Origin of the sequence: Enterobacter soli (assembly GCF_964208575.1) — a bacterium.
In the GTDB taxonomy this organism is placed as follows: domain Bacteria; phylum Pseudomonadota; class Gammaproteobacteria; order Enterobacterales; family Enterobacteriaceae; genus Enterobacter; species Enterobacter soli_A.
Genome location: NZ_CAXOFU010000001.1, coordinates 103692 through 123478, shown reverse-complemented (window position 1 = coordinate 123478; position 19787 = coordinate 103692). Strand labels below are relative to the sequence as shown.

Here is a 19787-nt window from a genome sequence, read left to right as displayed (position 1 = left end):
GCGTATGGGTTACGCGTCACCGAAACGACGACGGCTTGCGCCTTCTTCGCGACGTGGGCCACGGCTTTCACGACGTTCACCGCTGAAGCGACCTGCACCCGGTGCGCCGCCTTCACGACGAGGACCACGACCGCCTTCACGACGCTCGCCGCCACCGAAGCTACGACGTTCGCCCGCTGGACGATCGCCACCGCGACGTTCGCTGCGCTCGCGCGGCTGTGCATCACCCAGCAGCTGCATGTTCATCGGCTTGTTCAGGATGCGGGTACGAGTAAAGTGCTGCAGTACTTCGCCCGGCATACCTTTTGGCAGCTCGATAGTAGAGTGAGAACCGAACAGCTTGATGTTACCGATGTAGCGGCTGCTGATGTCGCCTTCGTTAGCGATCGCGCCAACGATGTGACGAACTTCAACGCCGTCATCACGGCCCACTTCAATGCGGTACAGTTCCATTTCGCCAGCGTCACGACGCTCACGACGTGGACGGTCTTCACCACCACGCTCTGGACGGTCGCCACGCGGGCCACGGTCGTTACGATCGCGACGTTCGAAGCGGTCATCACGGTCACGGAATTCACGCTTAGGACGCATTGGCGCATCTGGTGGAACGATCAGAGAACGTTCGCCCTGAGCCATTTTCAGCAGTGCGGCAGCCAGGGTTTCCATATCCAGCTCTTCGCCTTCAGCGACAGGCTGGATCTGCGACAGCAGCGCACGGTACTGATCCAGATCGCTGCTTTCCAGCTGCTGCTGTACTTTCGCGGCGAATTTTTCCAGACGGCGTTTGCCCAGCAGCTCTGCGTTTGGCAGATCGGCTTCTGGAATGGTCAGCTTCATGGTGCGTTCAATGTTACGCAGCAGACGACGCTCGCGGTTCTCAACGAACAGCAGCGCACGGCCAGCACGACCCGCACGACCGGTACGACCGATACGGTGAACGTAAGACTCGGAATCCATAGGGATGTCGTAGTTCACAACCAGGCTGATGCGCTCAACGTCCAGACCACGTGCTGCCACGTCGGTTGCAATCAGGATATCCAGACGACCGTCTTTCAGACGTTCCAGCGTCTGCTCACGCAGCGCCTGGTTCATGTCGCCGTTCAGCGCTGCGCTGTTGTAGCCGCTACGCTCCAGGGCTTCTGCCACTTCCAGGGTCGCGTTTTTGGTACGAACGAAGATAATCGCCGCATCAAAATCTTCTGCTTCCAGGAAACGCACCAGCGCTTCGTTTTTACGCATACCGTAAACAGACCAGTAGCTCTGGCTGATGTCCGGGCGAGTCGTTACGCTGGACTGAATGCGCACTTCCTGCGGCTCTTTCATGAAGCGACGGGTAATGCGACGGATAGCTTCTGGCATGGTTGCAGAGAACAGAGCGGTCTGATGACCTTCCGGGATCTGCGCCATAATGGTTTCGACGTCTTCGATGAAGCCCATACGCAGCATTTCATCTGCTTCATCCAGTACCAGACCGCTCAGCTTAGAGAGATCCAGAGTACCGCGCTTCAGGTGATCCAGCAGACGGCCCGGCGTACCGACAACAATCTGTGGGCCCTGGCGCAGGGCGCGTAACTGCACGTCATAACGCTGGCCGCCGTACAGGGCTACCACGTTTACGCCGCGCATATGTTTAGAGAATTCCGTCATTGCTTCAGCAACCTGAACAGCCAGTTCACGGGTTGGAGCCAGGACGAGGATCTGCGGTGCACGCAGGTCCGGATCGATGTTGTTCAGCAGCGGCAGCGAGAACGCCGCAGTTTTACCGCTACCAGTCTGGGCCATGCCCAGCACGTCACGACCAGAGAGCAGATGTGGGATACACTCTGCCTGGATCGGAGATGGTTTTTCGTAACCCAGATCGTTAAGGGCTTCAAGGATAGGAGCCTTCAGGCCCAGATCTGCAAAAGTGGTTTCGAATTCAGCCATGTAGTACAAGTGCCTCGATATTAATGGCGGCCAGTCTACTTAGCTCATCGTGAAAATGATTAGCAATTTTCATTGAAAAGTGTGAACCGGCTCAAAGTAGGTGTATTGACGAACAACAACGCCCTCACCAGTTAAGGTGATGGCAATCAAAAGATTACGGGCTGATGTTTATGTCGTCAGCTATTGCTGGTCCGATTCTGCCAGGTCGTCTTGCTCCTGGCCCAAGAGCGATAATTCCAACAATGCATAACGGTGCTCAACGAAATTGTGTACGTTGTTAGCAACCGCTAATTTGAACAGTGCCGTAGCGCTGTCCTTATCCCCCAGACTTAGGTAGTACTTACCTAAATAGAAGTTGGTTTCACTGAGATGCTCAGCGAGCGAGGTGTTATCCGTTGCGTCTGCCTTGAGTCTGTCCATCAGCGTTGCTTCGCTAATGTTACCCAGGTAGAACTCGACAATATTCCATCCCCATTGCTCCTTGTCCGACTTGTCGAAGCGTTGCTTTAACGCCTCTTTTGCCTGCTTCGCATCGAGCTTCTGCTCAACGATGTAAAGCCACAGGCTACGGAAAGGATCATTAGGATCGTCTTGATAAAACGCCAGCAGATCATCTTGCGCTAACTTGTCACGACCGCCGTAATACAATGCGATACCGCGATTCAAGTGCGCGTAGTTGTAAGTTGGATCAAGCTCAAGTACAGAATCAAACGCTTCATAGGCAGCATCAAAATTGCCTGCCTGCGTTAAATAAATGCCTAAGTAATTGAATACTTCAGGCATATCAGGTCGGATAGCCAGCGCTTGTGAGAAATCATTTCGCGCTAATGCCCTCAGACCGAGACTATCATACAACACTCCGCGCTCATATAAAAGCTGTGCGCGTTCGTCATCGGTTAAAGCCCGACTGGCAAGAATTTGTTCCATGCGTGCCAGAATCACTTCCTGCTGCAAAGTCGGTTGCAATGGCACTGCGAGGACTTCGCTCTTACGCCAGGCAGAGTTGCTGCATCCTGCCAGCGTTAAAGCTGTCGCAACGAAACACCAGCGCAAAAAAGGCTTCATTTCCCACTCCCGAAGACAACTATTGGATGAACGTCCTGTCCCCCGGCGGCTTAACAAGGCGTCCTGCCTGATAATAGGCCCTCCGCCAAGGCGGAGGGCAAATGGCAACTTACTCGCCCTGCTGTTCTGCGGCCGGAGCTTCCGGCGCGGCAGCTGGCTGAGACTGCTCGGTTGCTTCTTTGATGCTCAGACGGATACGGCCCTGGCGGTCAACTTCCAGAACTTTAACCGGAACTTCCTGACCCATTTGCAGGTAATCGGTCACTTTCTCAACGCGCTTGTCAGCGATCTGAGAGATGTGTACCAGACCTTCTTTACCGCCACCGATGGCAACGAACGCGCCAAAGTCAACGATACGGGTCACTTTACCTGCGTAGATACGGCCCACTTCGATTTCTGCGGTGATTTCTTCGATACGACGGATAGCGAATTTCGCTTTCTCGCCATCGGTTGCAGCAATCTTAACGGTACCATCATCTTCGATTTCGATGGTGGTGCCAGTCTCTTCGGTCAGTGCACGGATAACGGAACCGCCCTTACCGATAACATCTTTGATCTTATCTGGATTGATCTTGATGGTGTGGATACGTGGAGCGAACTGAGAAATGTCGCCACGTGGCGCGTTAATCGCCTGTTCCATCACGCCCAGGATGTGCAGACGAGCACCTTTAGCCTGGTTCAGAGCAACCTGCATGATCTCTTTGGTGATACCTTCAATTTTGATATCCATCTGCAGTGCAGAGATACCGTCGCGGGAACCCGCTACTTTGAAGTCCATATCGCCCAGGTGGTCTTCGTCGCCCAGAATGTCAGACAGAACAACAAAGTTGTCGCCTTCTTTCACCAGACCCATTGCGATACCCGCAACGGCGGCTTTGATTGGCACGCCTGCATCCATCAGCGCCAGAGATGCGCCACACACGGAAGCCATGGAAGAAGAACCGTTGGATTCGGTGATTTCAGAAACCACACGAACGGTGTACGGGAACTTATCAGCTTCCGGCATAACTGCCAGCACGCCGCGCTTCGCCAGACGACCGTGACCAATTTCACGACGCTTAGGCGAGCCAACCATACCGGTTTCACCTACGGAGTACGGAGGGAAGTTATAGTGGAACAGGAAGCTGTCAGTGCGCTCGCCCATCAGCTCGTCGATGATCTGTGCATCACGGGCAGTACCCAGAGTTGCCGTCACCAGCGCCTGAGTTTCGCCACGGGTAAACAGTGCAGAACCGTGGGTACGTGGCAGAACGCCAGTGCGCACGTCCAGACCGCGGATCATGTCTTTTTCACGACCGTCGATGCGCGGTTCGCCAGCCAGTACGCGGCTACGAACAACGTTTTTCTCGATTGCGTGCAGGATTTCACCCAGTTCGTTAGCGTCCAGGGTTTCGTCTTCTGCAACCAGCGCCGCGATAGTTTCAGACTTGATCACGTCAACCTGAGCATAACGCTCCTGTTTGTCAGTGATACGGTAAGCATCGCTCAGACGAGATTCAGCCAGTGCAGCAACGCGTGCATTCAGCGCGTCGTTCACGGCTTCAGGCTGCCAGTCCCAGCGTGGTTTGCCGGCTTCTTTAACCAGATCGTTGATGTTCTGGATAACAATCTGCTGCTGGTCGTGGCCGAATACCACAGCGCCCAGCATCTGATCTTCGCTCAGCAGTTCAGCTTCGGATTCAACCATCAGAACCGCAGCTTCAGTACCTGCAACCACCAGGTCCAGCTTGCTTTCTTTCAGCTCTTCCTGAGTTGGGTTCAGAACGTACTGGTCGTTGATGTAACCCACGCGTGCGGCACCAATTGGGCCATTGAATGGAATACCAGACAAGGACAGCGCAGCAGATGCGCCGATCATCGCAACGATGTCCGGGTTAACCTGTGGGTTAACGGAAACAACGGTCGCGATAACCTGAACTTCGTTAACGAAGCCTTCAGGGAACAGCGGACGAACCGGGCGGTCAATCAGACGCGCAATCAGGGTCTCGCCTTCGCTTGGGCGGCCTTCACGACGGAAGAAACCACCAGGGATTTTACCGGCAGCGTAGGTACGCTCCTGGTAGTTTACGGTCAGAGGGAAGAAGTCCTGACCTGGTTTTGCTTTTTTCTGGCCAACAACGGTAACGAATACCGCGGTGTCATCCATGCTTACCATAACGGCAGCAGTAGCCTGACGCGCCATCATGCCGGTTTCCAGCGTGACGGTGTGTTGACCATACTGGAATTTACGAACGATCGGATTCAGCAAAATTCTGTCCTTTCTTAATGTATGACAGCACACCACCGGTGTGCTGACGATTTAACCCGATCTTCTTCGCATCCTCGCGACTAATGACAACCGACACCCCCCTGGGTGAAGCCTCTCATTAGCCGCGCGAACCTCTGCAATGAAGATCATTTATAGCAACAATACAATAGTTTCCAGTGAATTGCTGCCGTTTGGTTGAAAAAAGGGGCCATCAGGCCCCCTTTTCTGAAACTCGCAAGACTTAGCGACGCAGACCCAGACGCTCGATCAGCGAGGTGTAGCGTGCAACATCTTTACGTTTCAGGTAGTCGAGCAGTTTACGACGCTGAGAAACCATGCGCAGCAGACCACGACGGCTGTGGTGATCTTTTTTGTGCTCTGCAAAGTGACCCTGCAGGTGGTTAATCTGTGCAGTCAGCAGTGCAACCTGAACTTCGGTAGAACCGCTGTCGTTAGTACCACGACCAAACTCAGAAACGATTTTAGCTTTAGCTTCAACGCTTAGAGACATTTTCAAACTCCAAAACAATAAGAATGTAAGGATGCCGATCTCTAATTCAGCAATCCAATGTACGCCCTGTAAAATGTTAAACAATTTGCAGGACGTTAAGCGGCGATATTCTACTCGTCTACCTTGCTTACCGCAAGGCAGCCGTTAAGCAGGATATTCAACCACCAGACGGCGCGGCGCAACGCGGCCCTCACCGTCCATTTCGCCCATACCGATGAATTTGCCGTCATCGCCTTCGGTCACACGAACGAGCCCACTTTGCGGCGCGTCCGTCGTGCGGACCGGGTTTCCGTTTTTAAAATAGACGGAAGAGGTTAACGGCAGATTAACGATTGGAAAATCCGCAGCCGGGCTGTCCATCGGCATCAGCAGGGGATCGAGCAGATCCGCAGGAGAAATCCCCTGCTCTTCGGCTTGCTCAACCAGCTGATGAAGATGTTCAAGCGTCACCATACGCTCAACCGGATATTTACTGACGGCCAGACGGCGCAGGTAAATCACGTGCGCGCCGCAGCCCAGCTTTTCGCCCAGGTCGTCGATTATGGTACGAATATAGGTGCCTTTCGAACAGTGCACTTCCAGCTCCAGCTCGTCACCTTCGTGGCGAATAAAGAGAAGTTCATACACCGTAATCGGGCGTGCTTCGCGCGGGACGTCGATGCCCTGACGTGCATATTCGTAGAGTTTCTTGCCCTGATATTTCAGCGCTGAATACATCGACGGGATCTGCATCGTGTCGCCGCGGAAGCTTTCCAGCGCGGCGTCAAGCTGCTCTGCGCTAAACGTTACCGGACGTTCTTCAACGACCTGGCCATCGGCATCAGAGGTGTCAGTTCGCTGACCCAGCTTAGCGATGACGCGATAGCGCTTATCAGAATCCAGCAGATACTGGGAAAACTTGGTCGCTTCTCCCAGACAGACCGGCAGCATACCGGTTGCCAGCGGATCCAGCGCGCCAGTGTGGCCCGCGCGGTTCGCGTTAAAAATACGCTTAACCTTCTGTAATACGTCGTTGCTGGATGCCCCTTGCGGTTTATCCAGCAGCAAAACACCATGCACATCGCGGCCGCGACGACGAGGACGACTCATTAGTCCTCCTTGCTGTCGTCCGCAGGGTTAACACGACGCTCATCGTCATGTTTCACCACGCTGGTCACCAGGTTGGACATGCGCATCCCTTCGACCAGCGAGTTGTCGTAGAAGAAGGTCAGTTCCGGCACGATGCGCAGACGCATAGCTTTGCCCAGCAGTGAGCGGATAAAACCAGAGGCTTCCTGCAGTGCTTTAATGCCGTTTTTCACCGCGTCTTCGTCCTGGTCGTTCAGGAAGGTCACGAACACTTTGGCATAGGCCAGATCGCGGGACATCTCCACGCCAGATACGGTAGTCATCATGCCCACACGTGGGTCTTTAATTTCGCGTTGCAGAATGAGGGCGATCTCTTTCTGCATTTCCTGCGCTACGCGCTGAGGGCGACCAAATTCTTTCGCCATAATAAATTCTCCAGACAAAAAAGGGGCTAAAGCCCCTTTTTGAAATTATTGCCGGGTGGCGCTTCGCTTACCCGGCCTACGTCAGCCAATCTTCAGTCGACGAAGATTACGCGATGGTACGCTGAATTTCGATGATCTCGAACACTTCGATCATATCGCCAACGCGAACGTCGTTGTAGTTCTTCACGCCGATACCACATTCCATACCGTTACGGACTTCGTTAACGTCATCTTTGAAGCGGCGCAGGGATTCCAGCTCGCCTTCGTAGATAACCACGTTGTCGCGCAGAACGCGGATTGGGTTGTGACGCTTGATGATCCCTTCGGTAACCATACAGCCCGCGATCGCACCGAATTTCGGTGATTTGAACACGTCACGTACTTCAGCCAGACCGATAATCTGCTGTTTCAGCTCAGGAGACAGCATACCGCTCATTGCCGCTTTCACTTCGTCGATCAGGTTATAGATGACGGAGTAGTAACGCAGATCCAGGCTTTCAGCATCGATAACTTTACGCGCAGACGCGTCAGCACGAACGTTGAAGCCAACCAGGATTGCGTTGGACGCAGCAGCCAGAGTCGCGTCGGTTTCGGTGATACCACCTACGCCAGAACCGATGATCTTCACTTTCACTTCGTCGGTAGACAGTTTCAGCAAGGAATCGGAAATCGCTTCGACAGAACCCTGAACGTCGGCTTTCAGTACGATGTTCACTTCGTGAACTTCGCCTTCGGTCATGTTGGCGAACATGTTCTCGAGTTTAGATTTCTGCTGACGAGCCAGTTTAACTTCACGGAATTTGCCCTGACGATACAGTGCAACTTCACGCGCTTTCTTCTCGTCACGAACAACGGTCACTTCGTCACCCGCAGCCGGAACACCGGACAGACCCAGGATTTCCACTGGAATGGACGGACCTGCTTCCAGCACTTCCTGACCCAGTTCGTTACGCATCGCACGAACGCGACCGTATTCGAAACCGCACAGAACGATGTCGCCTTTGTTCAGCGTACCTTCACGAACCAGTACGGTTGCAACCGGACCACGACCTTTATCCAGGAAGGATTCGATTACCGCGCCGCTCGCCATGCCTTTACGAACCGCTTTCAGCTCCAGAACTTCAGCCTGCAGCAGGATTGCGTTCAGAAGGTCATCGATACCGGTACCCGCTTTCGCAGACACTGGGATGAACTGCGCTTCGCCGCCCCACTCTTCCGGCATGACGCCGTACTGAGACAGTTCGTTCTTAACGCGATCCATATCGGCTTCTGGCTTATCGATTTTGTTCACTGCAACAACCAGAGGCACCTGCGCCGCTTTCGCGTGCTGGATAGCTTCAATGGTCTGCGGCATCACGCCGTCATCTGCTGCAACAACCAGAACAACGATATCCGTTGCCTGAGCACCACGAGCACGCATAGAGGTAAACGCTGCGTGGCCTGGGGTATCCAGGAAGGTGATCATGCCGTTTTCGGTTTCTACGTGGTAAGCACCGATGTGCTGGGTAATACCACCCGCTTCGCCAGATGCAACTTTAGTAGAACGAATGTAGTCGAGCAGAGAGGTTTTACCGTGGTCAACGTGACCCATGATGGTCACAACTGGAGCACGCGGTTCTGCCGCAGCGCCAGTATCACGGTCGCTCATTACTGCTTCTTCCAGCTCGTTTTCACGACGCAGGATAACTTTGTGGCCCATCTCTTCGGCAACCAGCTGCGCGGTTTCCTGGTCGATGACCTGGTTGATGGTAGCCATTGCGCCCAGTTTCATCATCGCTTTGATGACCTGAGAGCCTTTAACCGCCATCTTGTTCGCCAGATCGCCAACGGTGATGGTTTCGCCGATCACAACGTCACGGTTCACGGCCTGAGCTGGCTTCTGGAAGCCCTGCTGCAGAGCGGAGCCTTTACGCTTGCCGCCTTTACCACCGCGAACGGCCGCACGTGCTTCTTCACGGTCAGCTTTAGATTCAGCGTGTTTGTTGCCTTTTTTCGCAGGACGCGCAGCTTTAGCACTGCGAGTACGGCCACGGCCGCCTTCGACTTCACGGTCGTTGTCGTCTTCAGCCTGACGCGCGTGCTGAGAAGTGGTGACGTGATAGTCGCTGGTGTCCTCAGTCGGCTCAGCGGTGTTCACACCATTCTTCTCGTTTTCTTCTGCCATACGGCGCGCTTCTTCAGCGACACGGCGAGCTTCTTCTTCGAGCTTGCGGCGTGCTTCTTCTTCCGCTTTACGCTTCAGCTCGGCAGCTTCATTTTCACGGCGGGCTTTTTCAGCCTGGGCGGTTTTGGTCATTTCGTCGGTCTGTTGATTGCTCACTTTGTCTTTTTCCGCAGCGTCACGCTTCACTTTATCACTTGCATCGCGTTTCGCTTTTTCTGCGGCCTCACGTTCAGCTTTTAATTCTGCCTCACGTTTAGCGGTTGCTTCCGCCTCACGCTGAGCTTGTTCTTCCGCTTCACGCTGTGCCTGCTCTTCCGCGGCAAGACGTTCTGCCTCTTGCGGATCACGTTTTACAAAGGTGCGTGTCTTGCGGACTTCAATTTGTACCGACTTGCTTTTACCACCGGTACCAGGAATGTTCAACGTGCTGCGCGTTTTGCGCTGCAGCGTCAGTTTGTCAGGCGTAGAGCCGTGTTCACGGTTCAGGTGCGCCAACAACGTTTGTTTTTCGTTCGCAGTCACCGAGTCATCAGCGGACTTTGGGATCCCTGCATCAGCAAATTGCTGTACCAGGCGGTCCACAGAGGTCTGAATCTCGGCAGCCAGCGATTTTACAGTTACATCAGTCATGCTGTTCCTTCCTGCTACAGTTTATTACGCTTCGTCGCCGAACCAGCAAATATTACGTGCGGCCATGATGAGTTCGCCGGCTTTCTCGTCGGTTAAACCTTCGATATCGGCCAGGTCATCAACGCCTTGCTCAGCGAGATCTTCCAGCGTACAAACACCACGGGCAGCCAGCTTGAACGCAATCGCACGATCAAGACCTTCCAGATTCAGCAGGTCATCAGCCGGCTTCTTATCGCCAAGGCTTTCTTCCTGAGCCAGTGCCAGGGTGGTCAGTGCGTTTTTAGCGCGTTCACGCAGGGCTTCAACGGTTGGTTCATCCAGACCGTCAATTTCCAGCAGCTCTTTCATTGGCACATAGGCCAGTTCTTCCAGCGTAGAGAAACCTTCTTCGACCAGAACGGTGGCGAAATCTTCGTCAATGTCCAGGTACTTAGTGAAGGTATCAATTGCTGCATGGGCTTCAGCCTGATGCTTAGCCTGCAGGTCATCAACGGTCATGACGTTGAGTTCCCAGCCGCTCAGCTGTGAAGCCAGGCGCACGTTCTGGCCGTTACGACCGATAGCCTGAGCCAGGTTACCGGCTTCAACGGCGATATCCATGGTGTGCTTATCTTCGTCAACCACGATGGATGCGACGTCCGCTGGTGCCATCGCGTTAATCACGAACTGCGCCGGGTTGTCGTCCCACAGGACGATATCGATACGCTCGCCGCCCAGTTCAGTAGAAACCGCCTGAACACGCGCGCCGCGCATACCTACGCAAGCACCTACTGGATCGATACGCTTATCGTTGGTTTTCACGGCGATTTTCGCGCGAGAACCCGGATCGCGAGCAGCTGCTTTAATTTCGATCACTTCTTCACCGATTTCCGGCACTTCAATACGGAACAGTTCTACCAGCATTTCTGGTTTAGAACGGGTCACGAACAGCTGTGCACCACGGGCTTCTGGACGAACGGCGTACAGAACACCACGAATACGGTCGCCAGGACGGAAGTTTTCGCGCGGCAGCATGTCTTCACGCAGAATTACCGCTTCCGCGTTACCAGCCAGCCCTTCGGATTTGATCTCCAGAGCGATGTTGTCGCGGTTAACTTTCTTCACCACGCCAGTGACGATTTCGCCTTCCTGGTCGCGGAACTGATCGACAACCATCGCGCGCTCGGCTTCACGTACTTTCTGCACGATAACCTGCTTCGCGGTCTGAGTCGTGATACGGTCGAAGGTCACAGATTCGATCTGGTCTTCAACGTACTCACCCACGTTCAGACTTTCGTCTTCGAAGCGTGCGGCTTCCAGCGTGATCTCTTTGGTTGGTTGAGTCACTTCTTCAACAATCACCCAACGACGGAATGTATCGAAGTCACCGCTTTTACGATCGATTTCTACGCGAACATCGATCTCTTGTTCGTATTTTTTCTTGGTTGCTGTAGCCAGGGCACTTTCCAGCGCTTCGAAAATCTTTTCGCGCGGCAGTGATTTCTCGTTGGAAACGGCTTCAACAACAGCCAAAATTTCTTTGTTCATCGCGGGCTTTTCACCTCAATCCAGACTGTTAAAAGTGGGGAACCAGGTTCGCCTTCTGGATATTACTCAGCGCGAACACTTCATCTTTGCCTTCGACTGTCACCGTGATCATCTCACCATCAACGGCTTTGATAATACCCTGCCATTTGCGGCGGTTCTGTACGGCCATACGCAGAACGAGAGCCACTTCTTCACCGGTAAAGCGTACATAGTGCTCGGCCGTGAACATCGGGCGATCGAGGCCAGGTGAGGAAACTTCCAGGTTATATGCAACAGTAATTGGGTCTTCGACATCCATTACCGCACTCACCTGGTGGCTAACATCAGCACAATCATCAACATTGATGCCATCTTCACTATCAATATAGATGCGCAGCGTCGATGTACGGCCGCGAACGAATTCGATGCCGACCAGTTCGTAGCCCAGTGCTTCGACCGGTGCAGTAATCATCTCTGTTAATTTTTGCTCTAATGTGGACAAGCCCACCCCCAAGACATAAAAAAAGGGCGTAAAGCCCAGTTATTCTGTAGTCAGATAACAAAAAACCCCGATAAATCGGGGCTTTAGATAACTGAACCCTATAGCCACAACTGTGGCCTGGAGCACTTTCCGAAAGAATTTTTTCAAATCCAGCTACGAAGGCTCTAAGTCTTCACAGTATATTTGAAAAAGAACTTTATGGGAAAGTGGTTGCGGGGGCCGGATTTGAACCGACGACCTTCGGGTTATGAGCCCGACGAGCTACCAGGCTGCTCCACCCCGCGCCTGAAACGTGGCAAATTCTACGCGTTTTAGGTAGAAAATGCAAATAATGCTGGGATTTGGTACCGAAGACGGGACGTAAAATCGGCGTTCAGTATATTGATAGTTAACCCTCCCTGTCAACCCTGGTTGGGTCAGGTTAAACAGGGGGAAATTTTTACAAAAAACGCACGAGTCTCTTTCGGTCATCGGCAAAAGATGATTAAATGAATACTCACTTATTTTGCATAAACATGCATCGAGAGCGAAAGCGGTCTCTAATCAGTCAATCACGCAGGGTTTTATTTTATGACGACGATTCTCAAGCATCTTCCGGTAGGACAACGTATAGGCATCGCCTTTTCTGGCGGTCTGGATACCAGCGCTGCACTGCTGTGGATGCGCCAAAAGGGAGCGGTTCCTTATGCATATACTGCGAACCTGGGACAGCCGGATGAGGACGATTATGATGCGATCCCTCGTCGTGCCATGGAGTATGGCGCAGAGAACGCACGTCTGATTGACTGCCGTAAGCAGCTGGTTGCTGAAGGTATCGCCGCCATTCAGTGCGGTGCTTTCCATAACACCACCGGCGGCCTGACCTATTTCAACACCACGCCGTTGGGCCGTGCGGTTACCGGCACCATGCTGGTTGCGGCGATGAAAGAAGATGGCGTCAATATCTGGGGTGACGGCAGCACCTATAAAGGCAACGATATCGAACGTTTCTATCGTTATGGCCTGCTGACCAACGCCGAGCTGCAGATTTACAAGCCGTGGCTGGATACCGACTTTATCGACGAGCTGGGTGGCCGTCATGAAATGTCCGAGTTTATGATCGCCTGCGGCTTCGACTACAAAATGTCCGTCGAAAAAGCCTATTCCACCGACTCCAACATGCTGGGCGCAACGCACGAAGCAAAAGATCTGGAATTCCTGAACTCCAGCGTGAAAATCGTTAACCCAATCATGGGCGTGAAGTTCTGGGACGAGAACGTAAAAATTCAGGCGGAAGAAGTCACCGTCCGTTTCGAGCGCGGCCACCCGGTTGCGCTGAACGGCAAAACCTTCTCTGACGATGTAGAGCTGATGCTGGAAGCAAACCGCATTGGTGGACGTCACGGTCTGGGCATGAGCGATCAGATTGAAAACCGTATCATCGAAGCGAAAAGCCGTGGCATTTACGAAGCCCCGGGAATGGCGCTGCTGCACATCGCTTACGAGCGTCTGCTGACCGGCATCCATAACGAAGACACCATTGAGCAGTATCACGCTCATGGTCGTCAGCTGGGCAAACTGCTGTACCAGGGCCGCTGGTTCGATCCGCAGGCGCTGATGCTGCGTGACGGTCTGCAGCGCTGGGTAGCAAGCGCAATTACTGGCGAAGTCACTCTGGAGCTGCGTCGCGGCAACGATTACTCAATCCTGAACACCGTGTCCGACAACCTGACCTATAAAGCAGAGCGTCTGACGATGGAAAAAGGCGAGTCCGTATTCTCTCCTGACGATCGTATCGGCCAGCTGACTATGCGTAACCTGGACATTACCGACACGCGCGAGAAGCTGTTCAACTACATTGAGAACGGCCTGCTCTCTGCAAACTCGGGTAACGGGTTGCCGCTGGTCGAGAATCTGGAGCATAGCGATAAGAAGTAATCGCTGATGCAATATGCGAAAGGCGTCCTAAGGACGCCTTTTTTGTGCACTTTTGTCGGGCGACATCCGCCATGTTCCCGGCGTTACTCCGGGCCGACGACAAGCACCAGACATAATCTACAGACGAAAAAAAAGACGTCTTTCGACGTCTTTCTTCTGGAATATTGGTACCGAGGATGGGACTCGAACCCACAAGCCCGTTAGGGCACTACCACCTCAAGGTAGCGTGTCTACCAATTCCACCACCTCGGTACTGAGTACTTACTGCGGGATATCGCTGGTTGGCTTAGCCGGTGCAGCTGGCTGAGTAGTCTGCTCAGTTTTCGCTGGCGCACTCAGATTTTCCCACTCGCTTCCTTTACTGGTCTTGTTGCTGTTGATATTGCCCAGCGCCAGACTGATGATGAAGAACAGCGTAGCCAGAATCGCAGTTGTACGGGTCATGAAGTTCGCAGAACCACTTGAACCAAACAGCGTACCGGAAGCGCCTGCTCCGAAGGAGGCTCCCATATCAGCGCCTTTACCTTGCTGCAGCATGATCAGCGCTACAAGAGCGATGGCTACAATAAGGAAAATAACTAAAAGAGCTTCGTACATAATCAACCTGTTCCTTGCGGATTTGCCGCATACCAATGCTTCGACCAATTAGCAGGATTTCGTGTTTCCCACTGAAGCGGGTGTGAATACTAACCAAAGCGAATGACCTTCGCAAGGGCATTTTCAGCGCATTGTATCAACTGCGGAAAAAAACATCAAAATGCCATTAAATGCTCAAAACAAAGGCGGCAAACGCCGCCTTTTTAAACACTTATCGTGCAAACTTATGCAGCTTTTACCGCGTCAGCGATACGGTGAGCAAATTCAGTCACCTGCGCTTCGTCTTCACCTTCCACCATAACGCGGATCAGCGGCTCGGTACCGGACTTACGCAGCAGCACGCGCCCACGGTTGCCAAGCGCGGATTCCACATCTGCCATCACCGCTTTCACGTTGGCGTTTTCGAGCGGATCGCCGCGCCCGTCAGTAAAGCGAACGTTAACCAGGATCTGCGGGAACATTTTCATTCCGCTACACAGATCGTGCAGGCTCATGTTGTTGCGAACCATCGCCGCCACAACCTGAAGCCCGGCCACGATGCCGTCACCGGTCGTGGTTTTGTCGAGCAGGATAACGTGGCCGGAATTTTCCGCCCCGATGCGCCAGCCTTTCTCCTGGAGTTTTTCCAGCACGTAGCGGTCGCCAACCTTAGCGCGCGCAAACGGGATACCCAGTTGCTTCAGCGCCAGCTCCAGACCCATGTTGCTCATCAGCGTCCCAACCGCACCGCCGCGCAGCTGACCCTGACGGAGCCCTTCACGGGCGATGATGTAGAGGATCTGATCGCCATCGACCTTATTACCTTCGTGGTCAACCATGATCACGCGGTCGCCGTCGCCGTCAAGCGCAATACCAATGTCCGCCTTTTCAGCCAGCACGCGCGCCTGCAGAGCGCGCACGTCCGTGGCCCCGACTTCTTCGTTGATATTCAGTCCGTCAGGCTCGCAGCCGATAGCAATCACTTTCGCGCCCAGCTCGCGGAACACATTCGGCGCGATGTGGTAGGTCGCACCGTTTGCGCAGTCCACCACAATTTTGAGATGGCTCAGGCTCAGCTCGTTTGGGAACGTGCCTTTGCAGAATTCGATATAGCGACCCGCAGCATCCACGATGCGGCTGGCTTTACCCAACTCGGCAGAGTCGACGCAGGTGATCTCTTTTTCCATCTCAGCCTCAATCGCCTCTTCGACTTCATCCGGCAATTTGGTGCCGTCGATTGAGAAGAATTTGATGCCGTTGTCATAAAACGGGTTATGCGAGGCGGAAATAACAATCCCTGCTTCAGCGCGGAAGGCGCGAGTCAGGTAGGCCACAGCAGGCGTAGGCATTGGGCCCGTGAAGGAGGCAGATAACCCTGCCGCAGCCAGACCGGCTTCCAGCGCGGATTCCAGCATGTAGCCAGAAATACGGGTGTCTTTACCGATAATAATTTTACGTGAACCGTGACGCGCCAGCACCTTGCCGGCCGCCCAGCCCAGCTTCAGCACAAAGTCAGGGGTGATTGGAGCATCGCCTACGCGCCCACGGATACCATCGGTACCAAAATACTTACGATTACTCATAGCGTTTGTTTTCCTTCGCTGCCAGGGTGGCTTCGACCACACGCATGGCTTCTACTGTCTCTTTGACGTCATGGACACGGATAATGTGCGCGCCTTGCATCGCTGCAATAACCGCACAGGCCAGGCTCCCGCTCAAGCGTTCGCTCGGCCCAACGTTCAACAATTGTCCAATCATCGACTTTCTCGACATGCCAACAAGCAGCGGCAGGCCAAATTGGTGAAATTCTGATAAGCGCGCAAGCAGCTCATAGTTGTGGGAGAGATTTTTACCGAAACCGAACCCCGGGTCGAGCAGCAATTTCTCTTTTGCGATGCCAGCACGTTCGCAGCGCTCAATATGCTCAATAAAGAAACGGTTTACGTCTGCAAACACGTCAGCATATTTCGGTGCTTCCTGCATCGTTTTCGGCTGCCCCTGCATGTGCATCAGGCAAACCGGCAGACCGGTTTCCGCTGCTGCTTCCAGCGCGCCCGGCTCGGTGAGCGAGCGAATATCATTAATGATGTGAGCGCCCACTCGCGCGACTTCGCGGATCACTTCTGGCTTAGAGGTATCAACGGAGATCCAGACTTCAAAACGCTGAGCAATGGCTTCAACAACCGGGACAACGCGCGCCAGCTCCTCTTCAACCGATACCTTAGCCGCGCCAGGACGCGTTGACTCCCCTCCCACGTCAATGATGGTGGCGCCCGCATTGATCATCAAATTGGCGTGCTTAACCGCCTCGATCAGCGTGTTGTGCGTGCCACCGTCGGAGAAGGAGTCAGGCGTTACATTCAAAATGCCCATCACATGCGGATGAGAGAGATCGAGATGCGAGTCCTGGGCGAAAAGTTTCATGGCGAAATCCCTGGTATTAGTATGGTTTAACGAAAAAGAAAAACCCCGGAGCAAGCTCCAGGGTTTCAGGTACAGACAATATCATCAACAGCAGTGACTTACTTATCGCCCAACTGCTCTGACATAGTGTTGCCCGGGTTCGGCGTACGCGGTTCATCAACCGGACGTGGCGCACGAGGGGTGCCATTATTGTCAGAATTGTTGGAAGCGCCTGGGTCTTCCCAGCCTGCTGGCGGACGCACTTCGCGGCGAGCCATCAGGTCGTCAATCTGCGGAGCATCGATGGTCTCATATTTCATGAGCGCATCTTTCATCGAATGCAGAATGTCCATATTGTCGTTCAGGATCTGACGAGCACGACCGTAGTTACGTTCGATCAGCGCTTTCACTTCCTGGTCGATGATACGTGCCGTTTCATCGGACATATGTTTCGCTTTCGCTACAGAGCGGCCCAGGAATACTTCGCCCTCTTCCTCTGCGTAAAGCAGTGGACCGAGTTTGTCGGAGAAGCCCCATTGGGTCACCATGTTACGCGCCAGGTTAGTCGCGACTTTAATGTCGTTAGACGCACCGGTAGAAACATGTTCTGCACCGTAGATAATCTCTTCAGCCAGACGACCGCCGTACAGCGTAGAAATCTGACTTTCCAGCTTCTGGCGGCTGGCGCTGATCGCATCACCTTCTGGCAGGAAGAATGTTACGCCCAGAGCACGACCACGAGGAATAATCGTCACTTTGTGTACCGGATCGTGTTCCGGCACCAGGCGACCGATAATCGCGTGACCTGCTTCGTGGTACGCCGTGGACTCTTTCTGCGCTTCCGTCATCACCATGGAGCGACGTTCCGCACCCATCATGATTTTGTCTTTCGCTTTTTCGAATTCCACCATGGACACCACGCGCTTGTTGCCGCGAGCAGCAAACAGGGCCGCTTCGTTGACCAGGTTAGCCAGATCCGCACCGGAGAAGCCCGGAGTACCACGCGCAATGATTGCCGCGTCGATATCTGGCGCCAGCGGTACGCGACGCATGTGTACTTTCAGAATCTGTTCACGACCGCGAACATCCGGCAGGCCCACAACAACCTGACGGTCGAAACGGCCTGGACGCAGCAGCGCCGGGTCAAGGACGTCTGGACGGTTAGTTGCCGCGATAACGATGATACCTTCGTTACCTTCGAAGCCATCCATCTCAACCAGCATCTGGTTCAGCGTCTGCTCACGTTCATCGTGACCACCGCCAAGACCTGCGCCACGCTGGCGGCCTACGGCGTCGATTTCATCGATGAAGATAATGCACGGTGCCGCCTTCTTAGCCTGTTCGAACATGTCACGCACACGAGATGCACCCACGCCCACGAACATTTCTACGAAGTCAGAACCAGAAATAGTAAAGAAAGGTACTTTCGCTTCACCCGCGATGGCTTTCGCCAGCAGGGTTTTACCGGTACCTGGAGGACCAACCATCAGAACGCCTTTCGGGATCTTACCGCCCAGCTTCTGGAAACGGCTCGGTTCGCGCAGGTATTCTACCAGTTCACCCACTTCTTCTTTCGCTTCGTCACAACCTGCGACATCCGCGAAGGTGGTCTTGATCTGGTCTTCCGTCAGCATACGCGCCTTGCTCTTACCGAACGACATGGCACCTTTGCCACCGCCGCCCTGCATTTGACGCATAAAGAAGATCCAGACGCCGATAAGAAGCAGCATCGGGAACCAGGAAATGAAGATAGAAGCCAGCAGGCTTGGCTCTTCTGGCGGCTCGCCTACCACTTTGACGTTTTTAGTCAGAAGGTTATCAAGCAGCTTAGGATCGTTCACCGGGATGTAGGTCGTGTAACGGTTACTATCTTTCTTGGTAACGTTGATCTCACGTCCGTTGATACGCGCTTCGCGAACCTGGTCCTGGTTGACCTCTTGCAGGAAGGTAGAATAATCCACCTTGCGGCCATTCGACTCGCTGGGCCCAAAGCTCTGGAATACTGACATCAGCACAACGGCAATGACCAGCCAGAGTATTAGGTTTTTCGCCATGTCACTCAAGGGATTAACCTCATATTACAACTGTGTTAAAAACAGCGTCAGGATACTCTATATCCAGTTTCATTCAAACTTTCGTCTGAAATCCTCCGGTTATCATTTTCGCCCGGTCGCTACAATATACACTTCTCGAGAACGCGCTCGGGAAGAGTCCGGCTTACGAACTTTAACCTTCGCAAACAGGGAGCGAATTTCCTTAAGATACTCCTCGAAACCTTCGCCCTGAAACACCTTCACAACAAAACTACCACCAGGCGCTAGTACATCACGACACATTTCTAACGCTAGCTCCACCAGATACATGGCGCGGGGGATATCCACCGCCGGTGTTCCACACATATTTGGTGCCATATCAGACATGACAACCTGGACCTTACTGTCACCTACACGATCAAGTAACGCTTTCAGCACTAATTCATCACGAAAATCACCCTGAAGGAAGTCCACACCGACAATAGGATCCATTGGTAAAAGATCGCATGCGATGATTCGGCCCGTGCCGCCGATCTGCGTTACCGCATACTGGGACCATCCGCCAGGTGCTGCACCGAGGTCGACAACTGTCATTCCCGGCTTAAAAAGTTTGTCACTTTGCTGTATTTCATCAAGTTTAAACCAGGCGCGGGAACGCAACCCTTTTTTCTGCGCCTGTTGAACATATTTATCGCTAAAGTGTTCCTGTAGCCAGCGGCTGGAGCTGGCAGAACGCTTTTTACCTGTCATTTAACATTTCCGTCCTGGTTCATCGTTGCTTGCCTGTGACGTAAATTTCTACGCAGCTATTTG

The 19787-nt window shown here is 53.5% G+C and carries 16 protein-coding genes and 2 tRNA genes; 1 reads left to right on the top strand and 17 read right to left on the bottom strand.

Annotated elements, in window-relative coordinates; all coding sequences use genetic code 11:
- Window positions 1–9: 9 nt before the first annotated feature.
- The 11 genes from AB6V08_RS00580 to AB6V08_RS00530 form a co-directional block, all read right to left on the bottom strand.
- On the bottom strand, window positions 10–1926 hold the full coding sequence (locus tag AB6V08_RS00580; protein WP_368540716.1) for a DEAD/DEAH family ATP-dependent RNA helicase: 1917 nt from the start codon (window positions 1924–1926) through the stop codon (window positions 10–12).
- A complete protein-coding gene (gene yrbN / locus AB6V08_RS00575) occupies window positions 1919–1999 on the bottom strand; it encodes a protein YrbN (RefSeq protein ID WP_097397692.1) in 81 nt (26 codons plus the stop codon). Before yrbN ends, AB6V08_RS00580 begins: the two co-directional genes overlap by 8 nt.
- Window positions 2000–2106: 107 nt before the next feature.
- On the bottom strand, window positions 2107–2991 hold the full coding sequence (gene nlpI / locus AB6V08_RS00570) for a lipoprotein NlpI (RefSeq protein WP_368540715.1): 885 nt from the start codon (window positions 2989–2991) through the stop codon (window positions 2107–2109).
- A gap of 109 nt (window positions 2992–3100) precedes the next feature.
- The gene (pnp, locus tag AB6V08_RS00565) at window positions 3101–5239 is read right to left on the bottom strand and encodes a polyribonucleotide nucleotidyltransferase (protein ID WP_368540714.1); all 2139 of its coding nucleotides are present in this window, start codon (window positions 5237–5239) and stop codon (window positions 3101–3103) included.
- 241 nt (window positions 5240–5480) lie between these two features.
- On the bottom strand, window positions 5481–5750 hold the full coding sequence (rpsO, locus tag AB6V08_RS00560) for a 30S ribosomal protein S15 (protein ID WP_002434239.1): 270 nt from the start codon (window positions 5748–5750) through the stop codon (window positions 5481–5483).
- A gap of 144 nt (window positions 5751–5894) precedes the next feature.
- Window positions 5895–6839, bottom strand: coding sequence for a tRNA pseudouridine(55) synthase TruB (truB, locus tag AB6V08_RS00555; protein WP_368540713.1), 945 nt, complete (start codon window positions 6837–6839; stop codon window positions 5895–5897).
- On the bottom strand, window positions 6839–7243 hold the full coding sequence (rbfA, locus tag AB6V08_RS00550; RefSeq protein ID WP_003861793.1) for a 30S ribosome-binding factor RbfA: 405 nt from the start codon (window positions 7241–7243) through the stop codon (window positions 6839–6841). The genes truB and rbfA overlap by 1 nt, the downstream gene beginning before the upstream one ends.
- A gap of 106 nt (window positions 7244–7349) precedes the next feature.
- Window positions 7350–10037 (bottom strand): translation initiation factor IF-2, encoded by a 2688-nt coding sequence (gene infB, locus AB6V08_RS00545; protein WP_368540712.1) that lies wholly within the window; start codon window positions 10035–10037, stop codon window positions 7350–7352.
- Between the two features lie 24 nt (window positions 10038–10061).
- Window positions 10062–11564 carry a transcription termination factor NusA gene (gene nusA / locus AB6V08_RS00540; protein ID WP_368540711.1) on the bottom strand — a complete coding sequence of 501 codons (1503 nt, stop codon included), beginning with the start codon at window positions 11562–11564 and terminating at the stop codon, window positions 10062–10064.
- A 28-nt stretch (window positions 11565–11592) separates the two neighbouring features.
- Window positions 11593–12045: a ribosome maturation factor RimP gene (rimP, locus tag AB6V08_RS00535; protein ID WP_014071903.1), complete on the bottom strand. Its 453-nt coding sequence runs from the start codon at window positions 12043–12045 to the stop codon at window positions 11593–11595.
- A gap of 207 nt (window positions 12046–12252) precedes the next feature.
- Window positions 12253–12329: transfer RNA gene (locus AB6V08_RS00530), tRNA-Met, on the bottom strand.
- A gap of 286 nt (window positions 12330–12615) precedes the next feature.
- Here AB6V08_RS00530 and argG point away from each other — a divergent pair.
- Window positions 12616–13962 (top strand): argininosuccinate synthase, encoded by a 1347-nt coding sequence (argG, locus tag AB6V08_RS00525; protein WP_368540710.1) that lies wholly within the window; start codon window positions 12616–12618, stop codon window positions 13960–13962.
- A gap of 165 nt (window positions 13963–14127) precedes the next feature.
- Here argG and AB6V08_RS00520 read toward each other — a convergent pair.
- The 6 genes from AB6V08_RS00520 to rlmE all read right to left on the bottom strand — a co-directional run bounded on the left by AB6V08_RS00520 (window position 14128) and on the right by rlmE (window position 19724).
- Window positions 14128–14214: transfer RNA gene (locus AB6V08_RS00520), tRNA-Leu, on the bottom strand.
- Window positions 14215–14223: 9 nt separating this feature from the next.
- A complete protein-coding gene (gene secG / locus AB6V08_RS00515; RefSeq protein WP_368540709.1) occupies window positions 14224–14559 on the bottom strand; it encodes a preprotein translocase subunit SecG in 336 nt (111 codons plus the stop codon).
- Window positions 14560–14783: 224 nt separating this feature from the next.
- Window positions 14784–16121, bottom strand: coding sequence for a phosphoglucosamine mutase (gene glmM, locus AB6V08_RS00510; RefSeq protein WP_368540708.1), 1338 nt, complete (start codon window positions 16119–16121; stop codon window positions 14784–14786).
- Complete coding sequence (gene folP / locus AB6V08_RS00505) at window positions 16114–16962, bottom strand: dihydropteroate synthase (RefSeq protein ID WP_368540707.1); 849 nt, start codon at window positions 16960–16962, stop codon at window positions 16114–16116. The genes glmM and folP overlap by 8 nt, the downstream gene beginning before the upstream one ends.
- A 98-nt stretch (window positions 16963–17060) precedes the next feature.
- Window positions 17061–18995, bottom strand: coding sequence for an ATP-dependent zinc metalloprotease FtsH (gene ftsH, locus AB6V08_RS00500; RefSeq protein ID WP_014833437.1), 1935 nt, complete (start codon window positions 18993–18995; stop codon window positions 17061–17063).
- A gap of 102 nt (window positions 18996–19097) precedes the next feature.
- Window positions 19098–19724, bottom strand: coding sequence for a 23S rRNA (uridine(2552)-2'-O)-methyltransferase RlmE (gene rlmE / locus AB6V08_RS00495; RefSeq protein ID WP_003861812.1), 627 nt, complete (start codon window positions 19722–19724; stop codon window positions 19098–19100).
- Between the last annotated feature and the right edge of the window lie 63 nt (window positions 19725–19787).

Coding starts and splice junctions, on each gene's coding strand:
- AB6V08_RS00580 (WP_368540716.1), bottom strand. CDS start 1,926: ATGGCTGAATTCGAAACCACTTTTGCAGATCTGGGCCTGAAGGCTCCT.
- yrbN (WP_097397692.1), bottom strand. CDS start 1,999: ATGAAAATTGCTAATCATTTTCACGATGAGCTAAGTAGACTGGCCGCC.
- nlpI (WP_368540715.1), bottom strand. CDS start 2,991: ATGAAGCCTTTTTTGCGCTGGTGTTTCGTTGCGACAGCTTTAACGCTG.
- rpsO (WP_002434239.1), bottom strand. CDS start 5,750: ATGTCTCTAAGCGTTGAAGCTAAAGCTAAAATCGTTTCTGAGTTTGGT.
- truB (WP_368540713.1), bottom strand. CDS start 6,839: ATGAGTCGTCCTCGTCGTCGCGGCCGCGATGTGCATGGTGTTTTGCTG.
- rbfA (WP_003861793.1), bottom strand. CDS start 7,243: ATGGCGAAAGAATTTGGTCGCCCTCAGCGCGTAGCGCAGGAAATGCAG.
- infB (WP_368540712.1), bottom strand. CDS start 10,037: ATGACTGATGTAACTGTAAAATCGCTGGCTGCCGAGATTCAGACCTCT.
- nusA (WP_368540711.1), bottom strand. CDS start 11,564: ATGAACAAAGAAATTTTGGCTGTTGTTGAAGCCGTTTCCAACGAGAAA.
- argG (WP_368540710.1), top strand. CDS start 12,616: ATGACGACGATTCTCAAGCATCTTCCGGTAGGACAACGTATAGGCATC.
- secG (WP_368540709.1), bottom strand. CDS start 14,559: ATGTACGAAGCTCTTTTAGTTATTTTCCTTATTGTAGCCATCGCTCTT.
- glmM (WP_368540708.1), bottom strand. CDS start 16,121: ATGAGTAATCGTAAGTATTTTGGTACCGATGGTATCCGTGGGCGCGTA.
- folP (WP_368540707.1), bottom strand. CDS start 16,962: ATGAAACTTTTCGCCCAGGACTCGCATCTCGATCTCTCTCATCCGCAT.
- ftsH (WP_014833437.1), bottom strand. CDS start 18,995: ATGGCGAAAAACCTAATACTCTGGCTGGTCATTGCCGTTGTGCTGATG.
- rlmE (WP_003861812.1), bottom strand. CDS start 19,724: ATGACAGGTAAAAAGCGTTCTGCCAGCTCCAGCCGCTGGCTACAGGAA.